The sequence below is a fragment of the Streptomyces mashuensis genome (assembly GCF_014654785.1).
Classification (GTDB): Bacteria; Actinomycetota; Actinomycetes; order Streptomycetales; family Streptomycetaceae; genus Streptomyces; species Streptomyces mashuensis.
In genome coordinates this window covers 151,965-165,056 of the sequence record NZ_BNBD01000013.1, presented here as the reverse complement: position 1 = coordinate 165,056, position 13,092 = coordinate 151,965, and the positions used below count along the sequence as shown (strand labels likewise).

Sequence of the window (13,092 nt, the reverse complement as noted above, 5' to 3'; positions counted from 1 at the left end):
CGTGCACCCCGGCTACGGGTTCTTGTCGGAGAACGCCGAGTTCGCCCAGGCCGTCCTCGATGCGGGGCTGACGTGGATCGGCCCGCCGCCGCAGGCCATCCGCGACCTGGGCGACAAGGTCGCCGCCCGCCACATCGCCCAACGCGCCGGCGCACCCCTGGTCGCCGGCACCCCCGACCCCGTCTCCGGCGCGGACGAGGTCGTCGCGTTCGCGCGCGAGCACGGCCTGCCGATTGCGATCAAGGCCGCGTTCGGTGGCGGCGGGCGCGGCCTGAAGGTCGCCCGCACCCTGGAAGAAGTCCCCGAGCTCTACGACTCCGCCGTCCGCGAGGCCGTCGCCGCGTTCGGCCGCGGCGAGTGCTTCGTCGAGCGCTACCTCGACCGCCCCCGGCACGTCGAGACCCAGTGTCTGGCCGACCAGCACGGCAACGTCGTGGTGGTCTCCACCCGTGACTGCTCCCTGCAGCGCCGCCACCAGAAGCTGGTGGAGGAGGCCCCTGCGCCGTTCCTGTCGGAGGAGCAGAACGCGGAGCTGTACCGCGCGTCGAAGGCGATCCTGAAGGAAGCCGGCTACGTCGGCGCCGGCACGTGTGAGTTCCTCGTCGGGCAGGACGGCACGATCTCCTTCCTGGAGGTCAACACCCGTCTCCAGGTCGAACACCCCGTCTCCGAAGAGGTCACGGGTATCGACTTGGTGCGGGAGATGTTCCGTATCGCTGATGGTGAGGAGCTCGGTTACGACGACCCGGAGATCCGTGGTCACTCGTTCGAGTTCCGTATCAACGGTGAGGACGCCGGCCGCGGCTTCCTCCCCGCCCCCGGCACGGTGACCACCTTCACCCCGCCGTCGGGCCCCGGTGTCCGCCTGGATGCGGGTGTGGAGTCCGGCAGCGTGATCGGCCCCGCCTGGGACTCGCTCCTGGCGAAGCTGATCGTCACCGGCGCCACCCGCGAGCAGGCCCTGCAGCGTGCTTCGCGTGCGCTGGCGGAGTTCAAGGTCGAGGGCATGGCCACGGTGATCCCCTTCCATCAGAAGGTCGTCACCGATCCCGCCTTCACCAGCGACCCCTTCCGCGTCCACACCCGCTGGATCGAGACCGAGTTCACCAACGACATCACGCCCTTTGCGGGTGCGGTGGACGCTGATGCCGATGAGGCGGGTGGCCGGGAGACGGTGGTCGTCGAGGTCGGTGGCAAGCGTCTGGAAGTGACCCTTCCTGCTGCCCTCGGCACGCTGTCGGCCCAGACCATGGGCGCCGCCGGTGGCGCCAAGCCCAAGCGTCGCGCCGCCCGCAAGTCCGGCCCCGCCGCCTCCGGCGACGCGCTCGCCTCGCCGATGCAGGGCACGATTGTGAAGGTCGCGGTCGAGGAAGGCCAGCAGGTCAAGGAAGGCGACCTCGTCGTCGTCCTGGAGGCGATGAAGATGGAACAGCCCATCAACGCCCACCGCTCCGGCACCATCAAGGGCATCACCGCCGAGGTCGGCGCCTCCCTCACCTCCGGCGCCGTCATCTGCGAAATCAAGGACTGAGACGATGAGCGTCACCACCCTGGCCGACCGGCCGGCCGGCCCGGACGCCGCCGCTCCGGCGGCCGTCCCCGCCGCCGTCGCCCGGCACGCCGCGGCCGCCCCCGCCCGTACCGCCGTGCGGGCCCACGACGGCGCCCTCACCTACGCGGGCCTCGACCGGCAGGCCGGCCGGCTCGCCGGGCGGCTGCGCGCCCTCGGGGTACGGGCCGGGGACTGCGTCGCCGTGTGCCTCCAGCCCTCGGCGCGGCTCGTCGTCGCGCAGCTCGCGGTCCTCAAGGCCGGCGCGGGTTACCTCACGCTGGACCCCCGGGACAGCCGTGAGCGGCACGCGGCGCTGCTCGGCCGGACCACCGCCGGGGTGGTGATCACGCAGGAGCTGTACGCCACTCGCTTCGGCACCTGCTTCGACGGCGTGCGGTCGGTCGTCCCGCTGGTCCTGGACGCCGCCGCGCTGGCCGCTCCGGCCGGGCCGGCGGCGCCGCCCGTGGACGTAGGGGCAGGTGACGCCGCCTACTTCCTGCCCGTCGGCGGTGAGGCGCTGTGCGTGCCGCACCGGGTGCTGACGGCGCTGATCGACGACGGGCGTTTCCTTCCCGTCCGCCCCGGTGACGTGGTGCTCCAGCACGCGCCGTTCACCGCCGACGGCACGGCGGTCGGCACGTGGGCGCCGCTGGCGGCCGGGGCACGGCTGGTCGTGGCGCCGCCCGGGGACCTGACGCCGCGCGAACTGGCCGACCTGGTGGCCGAGGAGGGCGTCACCGTGCTGCGCGTCACCGCGCGGACGCTGCGCGACCTGGGGCCGGCGCTGTTGCCGGGGCTGGGCGGCCGGCTGCGCTGCCTGGTGGTGGGCGGCGGTGCTCTCACGGAGGACGAAGCCGCCGCCGTACGGGGGCAGTTGCCGGGCACGGAGCTCGTGGAGACCGAGAAGGTCTGAGCGGATTCAGGCAGAGATTCAGGCGGAGATTCAGGCAGAAGGGGTGGGGGCCGGCAGTGCGCCGGCCCCCACCCCTGTTTTCCGTGGAGCTCCTCAGCCCGCCGTCGTCCGTACCCGGCCGTCGAACGTCTCCTGCACGTCCGCCTCGTGGTAGTACGTGCGTCCCGACCTGCTCAGCCGCCGCCAGCCCCGCTGGCTGGCGTGGCGGTAGACGCTGCCCGGCGCCATGTCCCACAGGCGCGCGATGTCCGCGGCGCTCAGCCACCGCGTACGCGCCACGCCCGGCGTCGCACCTGCACCTGCACCCGTACCCGTACCCGTTCCCGCACCCCCGCCGGTGCCCCGCAGCCGCCGGCTCAGGGCCAGCCACTGGCTGCCCTCCCAGTGGTGTGCGGCGTCGGCGTCGCACGTGATCGCCGCCGGCTGTTCGGGCCGGTCGGAGCTGACGACGGCGACGAGCGTGCCGTCGCAGCCCGCCTCGGCGCAGGGGCCGAGCGCCACCCGGCGCCGGGTGCGCGGGTCGACGACGCGTCGCGCTCGCCGGGTGACCTGCGCGATCTCCTGCGAGACCTCGCCGGCGGCGGGGTGGGCGGCCAGCCAGTCGGCGTGCCGGACCAGGAACAGGGCCAGGTGCACGGGTGTGCGCGGAGGGGCCGGCAGGCGGCGCTGCTGGGCTACCAGCGCCGCCCACGCGCCCAGGACGCCGGTGATCGCCGAACGGGCCTCCGAGGCCGCGACGTTGAAGGGCAGGCCGGGCAGCGGGCCGCCGGAGACCTTCTCCCGCGGCTGGTCCGAGCCGCCCAGCAGCCGCCCGCACTCCTCGTACAGGGCCGGCAGCCGGGTCAGTTCCAGCGACAGCCGTGCGCGGCACGCCTCGCACAGCCCGCTGCCGGGCGCCGCGAGCCGGCGCGCGAGGCCGGACGCCTCGCGCCGCTCGCAGCCGGCCCCGGGGCAGGCCGCGGCCGTGCGCCGGACGACACCGTTCGCGTGGTGCGCGTGGTGGGCGTGGTGGGTGTGGTGGGCGTGGTGGTCCATGGGTCCCCCATCTCATAGACGGAACAGCACTCGGACCGTAGGGACCGGCCGCTCCCACCGGCAAGGAATGACCCTGCATTTGTAGGTCTCCTGTCCCTCCCGACAAGGGCCGAACGGACCCTTGCGGACTCCTGACGGTAATTCACAGACCTCTGTAACTTCGCCCCTTGAAGCCCGCCCCGAAAGCGAAGAAGCTTTTCACTAACGTCCGCAGAGTTGTCGAAAGAGCCCATCGGATCGACGAATTCAACGACGATTCAACGATCGTTGAGCGACGGTTGAACGACGGTTCCAAAGACGGTTCCCGAAGGAAAATTCACAGCAAGGAGAGGTCCATGGACGCTGCGGTGATTATCGCGGGCGCCGGGCCGGCCGGGCTCATGCTCGCCGGTGAACTGCGGCTCGCGGGTGTCGAGGTCATTGTCCTCGAGCGCCTCGCCGCCCGTACCGGGGAATCCCGCGGGCTGGGATTCACCGCCCGCACGATGGAAATCTTCGACCAGCGCGGACTGCTGTCCCGATTCGGCGAGGTGGAGACCAGCAACGTCGGGCATTTCGGTGGCCTGCCGGTCGACTTCGGGGTGCTGGAGGGCGCGCACCAGGCCGCCAAGTCCATTCCCCAGTCGCACACCGAGTCGGTGCTGGAGGAATGGGTCGTCGAGCTCGGCACCGACCTGCGCCGCAGCCACGAGGTGCTGTCGTTCAAGGACACCGGCGACGGCGTCGAGGTCGAGGTCCGCGGCCCGGCGGGGGAGCAGACGCTGCGCGCCCGCTACCTGGTGGGCTGTGACGGCGGCCGCAGCCTGATCCGCAAGGCCGGCGGCTTCGACTTCCCGGGCACCGCCGCCACGCTGGAGATGTTCCTCGCCGACATCAAGGGCGTCGACCTCGAGCCCCGCATGATCGGTGAGACGCTGCCCGGCGGCATGGTGATGGTGGGCCCGCTGCCCGGCGGCGTCACCCGCATCATCGTCTGCGAGCGCGGCACCCCGCCGCAGCGCCGCACCAGCCCGCCGTCGTGGGAGGAGGTCGCCGCCGCCTGGCAGCGGCTGACCGGCACCGACATCTCGCACGCCGAGGCGGTCTGGGTCAGCTCCTTCGGCGACGCGACCCGCCAGGTCACCGAGTACCGGCGCGGCAACGTCTTCCTGGCCGGCGACTCCGCCCACATCCACCTGCCCGCCGGCGGGCAGGGCATGAACACCAGCATCCAGGACGCGGTCAACCTCGGCTGGAAGATGGCCGCGGTCCTCAACGGCCACGCCCCCGAGTCGCTGCTCGACACGTACCACGACGAGCGGCACCCGGTCGGCAAGCGGCTGCTGATGAACACCCGCGCCCAGGGCCTGCTCTTCCTGTCCGGCGCCGAGGTGCAGCCGCTGCGCGACGTCCTCACCGAGCTCATCGGGTACGAGGAGGTCAGCAGGCACCTGGCGGCCATGGTCTCCGGCCTGGAGATCCGCTACGACGTCGGCTCCGGCGGCCACCCGCTGCTGGGCAAGCGCCTGCCGCGCCTGGAGCTGGTGCACGAGCGCGGCGCCCGGGCCGGCGAGAAGACCGACAGCGTCACGCTGCTGCACGCCGGCCGCGGCATCCTGCTCGACCTGGAGGACAACGCGACGCTGCGCGCCCGCGCCGCCGCGTGGTCCGACCGCATCGACATCGTCACCGCCGTCCCGCACGGCGTCACCCCGGGCGGCGACCTCGACGGCACCTCCGCCGTCCTGGTGCGCCCCGACGGCTACGTGGCCTGGGCCGCCCCCGGCAGCCACCACGACCTGCCCATGGCGCTCGAGCGCTGGTTCGGCACGCCCCTGGGCGCCTGACCGCACCGGACGCGCACCGGACCTGCCCCGCACCTGCGACACCCCGCACCCGTACCCCTCCCCGAGGAGACCCACATGCACAGCACCCTGATCGTGGCCCGGATGGACCCCGGTTCCAGCACGGACGTCGCCAAGCTGTTCGCCGAGTTCGACGGCACCGAGATGCCGCACCGCATGGGCACCCGCCGGCGCCAGCTGTTCTCGTACCGGGGCCTGTACTTCCACCTCCAGGACTTCGACACCGACAACGGCGGCGAGCTCATCGAAGAGGCGAAGACCGACCCGCGGTTCGTGCAGATCAGCGAGGACCTCAAGCCCTTCATCCAGGCGTACGACCCGGCGACCTGGCGGTCCCCGGCCGACGCCATGGCCACCCGCTTCTACACCTGGACGGCCGCCAAGTGAGGCTCCCGTCCGCCGACACGAAGGGAGGCGCCCTCCAGTGGGTCGCCGGGTAGTAATCACGGGAATCGGAGTGCTGGCACCGGGCGGTATCGGCACCAAGAACTTCTGGAGCCTGCTGAGCGAGGGGCGCACCGCCACCCGCCGGATCTCCTTCTTCGACCCCTCGCCGTTCCGCTCGCAGGTCGCCGCCGAGGCGGACTTCGACCCGGAGCTGCACGGCCTGGGCCCGCAGGAGATCCGCCGGATGGACCGCGCCGCCCAGTTCGGCGTGGTCACCGCGCGCGAGGCGCTGGCCGACAGCGGCCTGGACCTGGCCGGGTTCGACCCGTACCGGGCGGGCGTGACCATCGGCAGCGCGGTCGGTGCCACCACCGGCCTGGACAACGAGTACCGGGTCGTCAGCGACGACGGCCGGCTGGACCTCGTGGACCACACGTACGCCCCGAACCACCTCTACAACCACTTCGTGCCGAGTTCGTTCGCGGCCGAGGTGGCGTGGGCGACCGGCGCCGAGGGCCCGGCCACGGTGGTGTCGACCGGCTGCACCTCCGGCATCGACTCCGTCGGCCACGCCGTGGAGCTGATCCGCGAGGGCACCACCGACATCATGATCACCGGTGCGACGGACGCCCCGATCTCGCCGATCACGATGGCGTGCTTCGACGCGATCAAGGCGACGACCTCGCGCAACGACGACCCCGAGCACGCCTCGCGGCCCTTCGACGGGACCCGCAACGGCTTCGTGCTGGGCGAGGGCTCGGCCGCGTTCGTCCTGGAGGAGCTGGAGAGCGCGAAGAAGCGCGGCGCCCGCATCTACGCGGAGATCGCCGGCTACGCCTCGCGCTGCAACGCCTTCCACATGACCGGTCTGCGCCCCGACGGCCGCGAGATGGCCGAGGCCATCAAGGTCGCGCTCGACGAGGCCCGGATGAACCCGGAGCAGATCGACTACATCAACGCGCACGGCTCGGGCACCAAGCAGAACGACCGCCACGAGACCGCCGCGTTCAAGCTCAGCCTCGGCGACCACGCGTACCGCACGCCGGTCAGCTCCATCAAGTCGATGGTGGGCCACTCGCTCGGCGCCATCGGCTCGATCGAGATCGCCGCGTCGGTGCTGGCCATGGAGAACAACGTGGTGCCGCCCACCGCCAACCTGCACACCCCCGACCCGGAGTGCGACCTGGACTACGTCCCGCTCACCGCCCGTGAGCACCGCACGGACGCCGTCCTCACGGTCGGCAGCGGCTTCGGCGGCTTCCAGAGCGCGATGGTGCTGGCCCGACCCGAAAGGAGCCTGGCGTGACCGCCAAGGTAGTAGTCACCGGCATCGGCGTCGCCACGCCCAACGGGCTGGGCGTGGACGACTACTGGGCCGCCACCCGCGTGGGCAGGAACGCCATCGGCCGCGTCACGCGCTTCGACCCGGAGCAGTACCCGTCGAAGCTGGCGGGCGAGATCCGCGAGTTCGTGGCCGAGGACCACCTGCCCAGCCGGCTGATCCCGCAGACCGACCGGATGACCCGGCTCGCCCTGGTCGCCGCGGACTGCGCGTTCACCGACGCGGGCGTGCGCCCCGGCGACATCCCCGAGTTCGACATGGGTGTCGTCACGGCCAGCACCTCCGGCGGCTTCGAGTTCGGCCAGAACGAGCTGAAGAAGCTGTGGAGCCAGGGCAGCCAGTACGTCAGCGCGTACCAGTCGTTCGCCTGGTTCTACGCGGTCAACAGCGGCCAGATCTCCATCCGCAACGGGATGCGCGGCCCCAGCGGCGTGGTCGTCAGCGACCAGGCCGGCGGCCTGGACGCCATCGCGCAGGCCCGCCGTCAGATCCGCAAGGGCAGCAAGCTCATCTTCTCCGGCGGCTTCGACGCGTCGATCTGCCCCTGGGGCTGGGTCGCGCAGATCGCCGGCGGCCGCATGACGACCAGCGAGGACGCCGACCGCGCGTACCTGCCGTTCGACGCGAACGCCAGCGGCTACGTGCCGGGCGAGGGCGGCGCGCTGCTCATCCTGGAGGACGCGGAGGCCGCCCGCGGCCGTGGCGCGGAGAACGTCTACGGCGAGATCGCCGGCTACGGCGCCACCATCGACCCGAAGCCGGGCAGCGGCCGCGAGCCGGGCCTGCGCCGGGCGATCGAGGCGGCCCTGGCGGACGCCGGGCTGGCGCCGGGCGACATCGACGTCGTCTTCGCCGACGCCGCCGGCACGCCCGAGCTGGACCGCATCGAGGCCGAGGCGATCAGCGCCGTCTTCGGCCCGGGCCGGGTGCCGGTCACGGCGCCGAAGACGATGACGGGCCGGCTGTACTCCGGTGCCGCCCCGGTGGACGTCGTCGCCGCGTTCCTGTCGATGCGCGAGGGCCTGATCCCGCCCACCACCAACGTGGAGCTGTCGCCCGCGTACGACATCGACCTGGTCACCGGCGCCGCGCGCACCGCGAACGTCCGGGCCGCGCTCGTGCTGGCCCGCGGCCAGGGCGGCTTCAACTCCGCCGTCGTCGTGCGCGCCGCGGACTGACGCCCGCACCGCCCGCACCGCGCCACCGCGTCACCGCCCCACCCCACAGGCCGCCCGTCGCGGCCCCGTCCACCCACGTCTCCCGGGCCGCGGCGGGCCCCTTCAGACCCTTCGCACCCCAGTGGTGCGGCATTCCTCCCGAAAGGACCGATCATGTCGAACCTGGAGTTCACCCTCGAGGACCTCAAGCGCATCCTCCTGGAGGGCGCCGGCGCCGACGAGGGCGTCGACCTCGACGGCGACATCCTCGACACCGACTTCGAGGAGCTGGGCTACGAGTCGCTGGCCCTGCTGGAGACCGGCGGCCGCATCGAGCGCGAGTACGGCGTGGAGTTCGACGACGACACCCTCGCCGAGAACCGCACCCCGCGCGCCCTGGTCGCCACCGTCAACGCCCTGCTCTCCGAGCGCGTCGCGGCCTGAACCGCCCCGCGGTCCCGCGCCCCGGGGCGTGCGCCGCGCCGGTCAACGGCGCCCGGCGCGGCGCACGCCCCGGCCCCGCCCCCGTAGGACCCGCACCACCCGCAGCACCCGTAGATCCGCAGCACCGCACCCACCCTCGTAGGAGTCACGCCATGTCGCAGCAGGACCAGCGCGTCGCCGTCATCACCGGCGCCACCAGCGGTATCGGCCTCGCCGCCGCCCGCCTCCTGGCCTCGCAGAACCACAAGGTCTTCATCGGCGCCCGCAACGCCGACAACGTCGCCGCCACCGTCAAGGAGCTCCAGAACGAGGGCCTCGACGTCGACGGCACCACCCTCGACGTCCGCTCGGCGGACAGCGTGCACGCGTTCGTGCAGGCCGCCGTGGACCGCTTCGGCACCATCGACGTCCTGGTGAACAACGCCGGCCGCAGCGGCGGCGGCGTCACCGCCGACATCGACGACGAGCTGTGGCACGACGTCATCGACACCAACCTCAACAGCGTCTTCCGCATGACGCGCGAGGTCCTCAACACCGGCGGCATGCGCCACAAGAACCGCGGCCGCATCATCAACATCGCCTCCACCGCCGGCAAGCAGGGCGTCGTCCTCGGCGCCCCCTACTCGGCCTCCAAGCACGGCGTCGTCGGCTTCACCAAGGCCCTCGGCAACGAGCTGGCCCCCACCGGCATCACCGTCAACGCCGTCTGCCCCGGCTACGTCGAGACGCCGATGGCCCAGCGCGTCCGCCAGGGCTACGCCTCGGCCTACGACACGTCCGAGGACGCGATCCTGCAGAAGTTCCAGTCGAAGATCCCGCTCGGCCGCTACTCCACCCCGGAGGAGGTCGCCGGCCTCGTCGGCTACCTGGCCTCCGACACGGCCGCCTCCATCACCTCCCAGGCGCTCAACGTCTGCGGCGGCCTCGGCAACTTCTGATCCCGCCCGCACCGCCCCGCCCGTCACCGAAACCCGAGGAGCACCCGACCATGCCGCAGTCCGCTCTGCGCGAGGTGGAGCACGAGATCACCATCTCGGCCCCGGCCGCAGCCGTCTACGAGCTGATCGCCGACGTCACCAACTGGCCGCGCATCTTCCCGCCCACCATTTACGTGGAGCGCGAGGACCTGGGCGACGACGCCGAGCGCATCCAGATCTGGGCCACCGCCAACGGCGAGGCCAAGAACTGGACCTCGCGCCGCACCCTCGACCCCGAGGGCCTGCGCATCACCTTCCGCCAGGAGATCTCCGCCCCGCCGGTCGCCACCATGGGCGGCACCTGGATCATCGAGCCGCTGGCCGACGGCACCTCCCGCGTCCGGCTGCTGCACGACTACCGGGCCGTCGACGAGAAGCCCGAGAGCCTGGCGTGGATCGACGAGGCCGTCGACCGCAACTCCCGCTCCGAGCTGGCCGCGCTCAAGACCAACGTCGAACTCGCCCACGCCGCCGAGGAGGTGACCTTCTCCTTCGAGGACACCGTGCAGATCAACGGCTCGGCCAAGGACGTCTACGACTTCATCAACGACGCCCACCTGTGGTCCGAGCGGCTGCCGCACGTCGCCACCGTCCGCCTGGAGGAGGACACGCCCGGCCTCCAGACCCTGGAGATGGACACCCGCGCCAAGGACGGCTCGACGCACACCACCAAGTCGTACCGCGTCTGCATCCCCGGCCGGAAGATCGCCTACAAGCAGGTCACCCTGCCGGCGCTGATGACGCTGCACACCGGCTACTGGACGTTCCGCGAGAACGAGCAGGGCGTCGCCGCCTCCTCGCAGCACACCGTCGTGCTCAACACGGAGAACATCACGAAGATCCTCGGCCCCGACGCCGGGATCGCCGAGGCGCGGGAGTACGTGCAGACGGCGCTGAGCACCAACAGCACCGCCACCCTCAACCACGCCAAGGCCCACGCCGAGCAGCTGCAGGGCTGACATGACGGGCCACTTCACGGAAACCCAGGTGATCGTGGTCGGCGCCGGCCCCGTCGGGCTGATGCTCGCCGGGGAGCTGCGCCTGGGCGGCGCCCAGGTGACCGTCCTGGAGCAGCGCACCGAGCCGACCACCGAGTCGCGGGCCTCCACGCTGCACGCCCGCACCATGGAGATCCTCGACAGCCGGGGTCTCCTGGAGCGGCTCGGCACCGTGCCGAACGACGTCATGGGCCACTTCGGCGGCATCCCGCTGGACCTCACCCTGCCCACCCCGTACCCGGGCCAGTGGAAGGTCCCGCAGATCCGCACCGAGGAGCTCCTCCAGGAGTGGGCCACGGAGCTGGGCGCGGTGGTCCTGCGCGGCCACGAGCTGCGCGCGGTCACCGTCACCGGCGACCACGCGGAGGCCGAGGCCACCGGCCCCGGAGGGGAGACGGTGCGGCTGCGCGCCAAGTGCATCGTGGGCTGCGACGGCGAGAACAGCGCCGTGCGCCGCCTCGGCGGCTTCGCCTTCCCCGGCACCCCGGCCGGCCGCGAGCTGCTGCGCGCCGACGTCGACGGCATCGACATCCCGGGCCGCCGCTTCCAGCGGCTGCCCGGCGGGCTGGCCATCGCCGCCCGCCGGCCCGACGGGGTCACCCGCGTCATGGTGCACGAGTTCGGCCGCAAGGCGGAGCCCCGCACCGGCGACATCCCCTTCGAGGAGATCGTGGACGCGTGGAAGCGCGTCACCGGCGAGGACATCTCCCACGGCACCCCGCTGTGGGTGAACGCCTTCACCGACGCGTCGTTCCAGGCCGCCGCCTACCGCGACTACCGGCTCCTGCTGGCCGGCGACGCCGCGCACCAGCAGATGCCCATCGGCGGCCAGGCCCTCAACCTCGGCCTGCAGGACGCCGTCAACCTCGGCTGGAAGCTGGCCCTCCAGGTCTCCGGGCGCGCCCCGGACGGCCTGCTGGACAGCTACCACACCGAGCGGCACGCCGTGGGCCGCCGCACCCTGAGCAACATCGCCGCCCAGGCGATGCTGCTGCTGGGTGGCGAGGAGGTGGAGGCCTCCCGCGACGTGCTGGCCGAACTCATCGGCCACGAGCGGGTCCGCGCCCACCTGGCCGGCATGATCTCCGGCCTCGACGTCCGCTACGACGTGGGGGAGGGCGGCCATCCGCTGCTCGGCGCCCGGCTGCCGCACCTGCCGCTGCTCACCGCCGGCGGCCCCACCACCTCCACCGCCCTGCTGCGCTCCGGCACGGCCCTGCTGCTGGACCTCACGGGCGACGTGGCCCGCGCCGCACGCCTGGCCGCGGCCGCCGCGCCCTGGACCGGCGTGGTCACGCCGGTCGCCGCCCGCCCCGCCGACGACGCCGGGGCGGCGGACACCGGAGCCGGCGCCGTGCTCGTACGCCCCGACGGGCACGTCGTCTGGGCCGGGCCGCAGGACACCGACGACACGACGGGGCTGGTCACCGCCCTCGCCCGCTGGTTCGGCGAGCGGGCCGGCGGCACGGACGCCACGACCGCGGCCGCGACCCCGGCCATGACCGCGGCCATGACTGCGGACGTCACCAGGAAAGCCCCCGACACCCGCCACAGGAACAGGAGTACCCCCATGGGCACGCTCAACGGCAAGACCGCGCTCGTCACCGGCTCCAGCCGGGGCATGGGCCGCGCCGCCGCCCTCCGGCTGGCCCGCGAGGGCGCGCTCGTCGCCGTGCACTACAACAGTGACAAGGACGCCGCCGACGAGGTCGTCGCCACCATCGAGAAGGACGGCGGCCGCGCCTTCGCCGTCCGCGCCGAGCTCGGCGTCCCCGGCGACGTGCACGAGCTGTTCCTCGGCCTGGAGAAGGGCCTCAAGGAGCGCACCGGCGGCACCGACCTGAACATCCTCGTCAACAACGCCGGCGTCATGGGCGGCATCTCCGCCGAGGACACCACGCCCGAGGTGTTCGACCGGCTGGTCGCGGTCAACGCCAAGGCACCGTTCTTCATCATCCAGCGGGCGCTGAAGAACATGCCGAACGGCGGCCGCATCGTCAACATCTCCTCGGGCCTCACCCGGTTCGCCAACCCCGAGGAGATCGCCTACGCGATGACCAAGGGCGCCGTCGAGCAGCTGGCCCTGCACTACGCCAAGCTGCTGGGCCCCCGCAACATCACCATCAACAGCGTCGCCCCGGGCATCACCCGCAACGGCAACCCGGCGTTCGGCATCCCCGAGGTCGTCGAGCAGATGGCCGGCCTGTCGGCCTTCAACCGGGTCGGCGAGCCGGAGGACGTCGCCGACGTGGTGGCGTTCCTGGCGAGCGACGACGCCCGCTGGATCACCGGCTCCTTCGTGGACGCCACCGGCGGCACCCTGCTCGGCTGACCCCGGGCCCGCCACGGGCCGGCCGCCACCCCCGTGCGGCCGGCCCGGCCCCCTCAGCCCTTCGCCCCCGCCTTTCCCCCGGCCTTTCCCCTGGCCCTTCCCCTGGTTCGG

11 protein-coding genes are annotated in these 13,092 nt (G+C 72.6%); 10 read left to right on the top strand and 1 reads right to left on the bottom strand.

Going from position 1 to position 13,092, the window contains the following annotated elements:
• Positions 1 to 1,531 (top strand): acetyl/propionyl/methylcrotonyl-CoA carboxylase subunit alpha (locus IE305_RS26140; RefSeq protein WP_190132212.1); only part of this gene is annotated, 1,531 nt, incomplete at its 5' end.
• 4 nt (positions 1,532 to 1,535) lie between these two features.
• The gene (locus tag IE305_RS26135; protein WP_190132211.1) at positions 1,536 to 2,465 is read left to right on the top strand and encodes an AMP-binding protein; all 930 of its coding nucleotides are present in this window, start codon (positions 1,536 to 1,538) and stop codon (positions 2,463 to 2,465) included.
• A 93-nt stretch (positions 2,466 to 2,558) separates the two neighbouring features.
• On the opposite strand, the gene IE305_RS26130 is transcribed toward IE305_RS26135, so the two are convergent.
• A complete protein-coding gene (locus tag IE305_RS26130; protein WP_190132210.1) occupies positions 2,559 to 3,500 on the bottom strand; it encodes a hypothetical protein in 942 nt (313 codons plus the stop codon).
• A gap of 335 nt (positions 3,501 to 3,835) precedes the next feature.
• Between IE305_RS26130 and IE305_RS26125 the strand changes: the two genes are divergently transcribed.
• From IE305_RS26125 to IE305_RS26090, 8 genes are all read left to right on the top strand, one after another.
• Positions 3,836 to 5,326: an FAD-dependent monooxygenase gene (locus IE305_RS26125; RefSeq protein ID WP_190132209.1), complete on the top strand. Its 1,491-nt coding sequence runs from the start codon at positions 3,836 to 3,838 to the stop codon at positions 5,324 to 5,326.
• A 75-nt stretch (positions 5,327 to 5,401) separates the two neighbouring features.
• Positions 5,402 to 5,731 carry a TcmI family type II polyketide cyclase gene (locus IE305_RS26120; protein WP_190132208.1) on the top strand — a complete coding sequence of 110 codons (330 nt, stop codon included), beginning with the start codon at positions 5,402 to 5,404 and terminating at the stop codon, positions 5,729 to 5,731.
• A gap of 37 nt (positions 5,732 to 5,768) precedes the next feature.
• The gene (locus tag IE305_RS26115) at positions 5,769 to 7,037 is read left to right on the top strand and encodes a beta-ketoacyl-[acyl-carrier-protein] synthase family protein (protein ID WP_190132207.1); all 1,269 of its coding nucleotides are present in this window, start codon (positions 5,769 to 5,771) and stop codon (positions 7,035 to 7,037) included.
• Positions 7,034 to 8,251 carry a ketosynthase chain-length factor gene (locus tag IE305_RS26110; protein WP_190132206.1) on the top strand — a complete coding sequence of 406 codons (1,218 nt, stop codon included), beginning with the start codon at positions 7,034 to 7,036 and terminating at the stop codon, positions 8,249 to 8,251. Before IE305_RS26115 ends, IE305_RS26110 begins: the two co-directional genes overlap by 4 nt.
• Before the next feature lie 153 nt (positions 8,252 to 8,404).
• The gene (locus tag IE305_RS26105; protein ID WP_190132205.1) at positions 8,405 to 8,674 is read left to right on the top strand and encodes an acyl carrier protein; all 270 of its coding nucleotides are present in this window, start codon (positions 8,405 to 8,407) and stop codon (positions 8,672 to 8,674) included.
• 152 nt (positions 8,675 to 8,826) lie between these two features.
• Entirely contained in the window at positions 8,827 to 9,612 is a 786-nt protein-coding gene (gene fabG, locus IE305_RS26100) for a 3-oxoacyl-ACP reductase FabG (protein WP_190132204.1), read from the top strand.
• A gap of 50 nt (positions 9,613 to 9,662) precedes the next feature.
• A complete protein-coding gene (locus tag IE305_RS26095; protein WP_190132203.1) occupies positions 9,663 to 10,610 on the top strand; it encodes an aromatase/cyclase in 948 nt (315 codons plus the stop codon).
• A gap of 1 nt (position 10,611) precedes the next feature.
• On the top strand, positions 10,612 to 12,981 hold the full coding sequence (locus tag IE305_RS26090; RefSeq protein WP_190132202.1) for an SDR family oxidoreductase: 2,370 nt from the start codon (positions 10,612 to 10,614) through the stop codon (positions 12,979 to 12,981).
• Positions 12,982 to 13,092: the final 111 nt, after the last annotated feature.